The organism is Vibrio sp. 10N.247.311.51, assembly GCF_041467855.1.
GTDB lineage: Bacteria > Pseudomonadota > Gammaproteobacteria > Enterobacterales > Vibrionaceae > Vibrio > Vibrio coralliirubri.
The window spans coordinates 1-1,169 of sequence record NZ_JBFSVK010000079.1; the positions used below are offsets into that span (position 1 = coordinate 1).

1 protein-coding gene is annotated in these 1,169 nt (G+C 37.8%); it reads left to right on the plus strand.

From position 1 onward, the window contains the following. Window positions 1–211 precede the first annotated feature (211 nt). Window positions 212–988, plus strand: coding sequence for a carbon-nitrogen hydrolase family protein (locus tag AB6E85_RS25835; protein ID WP_017094319.1), 777 nt, complete (start codon window positions 212–214; stop codon window positions 986–988). The last annotated feature ends 181 nt before the right edge of the window (window positions 989–1,169 follow it).

A 1,169-nucleotide genomic window follows, 5' to 3' on the forward strand; every position in this document is an offset into this window, starting at 1 on the left:
CTCTGTTATTTTGCTGATTCACTTGCAAAACGGGGCGTACCATACATTCTGCCCCTTTCCAAGCTAGCGCCGATTTTATTTCTTATTGTCCTGATTACGAATTGACTTAGGTTTGCTAATAACTGTAGTTTTGATTAATGTAATTTTGGTGGGCATCACTAACCACTTAAGGACGTGCCACGCACCGCAATATAAATAAGGATACAAATTAATGAAGTTTGCCTTGTTACAGTTTCCTATTAGTGCGAAATCAACTGATAATTATCAAACGATTAAGAGAGCTATATGTGAAGCTAGCGAATATGATGCGCAAGTTCTACTTACGCAAGAGTGTGCTTTATCAGGCTATCCACCCGTAGAAATTAGTTCTGTTTCCGACATCGACTTTGAACAACAAAATATTGCTTTCAATGAAATAATTGAGCTTGTAAAAGAAAAACAGATCTACCTCTTTCTTGGTTGTATCCGTCAATGCGGTGAACGTGCGGCCAATTCTATCGCTATCATCGAGCCTTCAGGTTACGTGCAATACTATGACAAAAGAGCACTATGGGGTTGGGATGCTGATAACTTCGTTGTAGATAGTAATTTTAATGGCGTCGTTGAGATTAAGGGTATTAGGATTGGTGTTCGAGTTTGCTACGAAATTCGATTCCCAGAATACTTCAGAGAACTATACAAAGAAAAAGTCGATGTTACGGTTGTTTGTCTATGCGATGTTCAAGACAAACCTGACGACAACCGACTCTCAATCATCAAATCACATCTAGTATCTCGGGCTATCGAGAATGTATTCACAGTTATTTCTGTCAACTCCTCGACCCTAGAGCAAACCGCCTCAACTAGTGTTATCGACCAGCATGGCAATACTTTAGTGCAAGCTGTGCGTAATAGTGAGTCGATAACTTATTATACCTATGAAAAAATTGAGAATGGTTTCGGTGCTAAAGGACTTATAAAGTATTCAGATGAGTTACTAGGGATTTAAAAAATAAGAGTGAAATTCTGTGATATTTTTCAAAGGAAAGCTCACATCGATTGTTCTTCAAGGTCTTTCTAGATGCTTTTTGTAATCTGACATAAGTAATTTATAGTAAATAAGCTAACGTATTTGTGTCCATTTCCTTCCAACTACAATCGTGATGACCAAATTAAAAAGGAGGTCATCA

Excerpts from the sequence above, each read along its gene's own strand:
- AB6E85_RS25835 (WP_017094319.1), top strand. The coding sequence starts at position 212 with ATGAAGTTTGCCTTGTTACAGTTTCCTATTAGTGCGAAATCAACTGAT.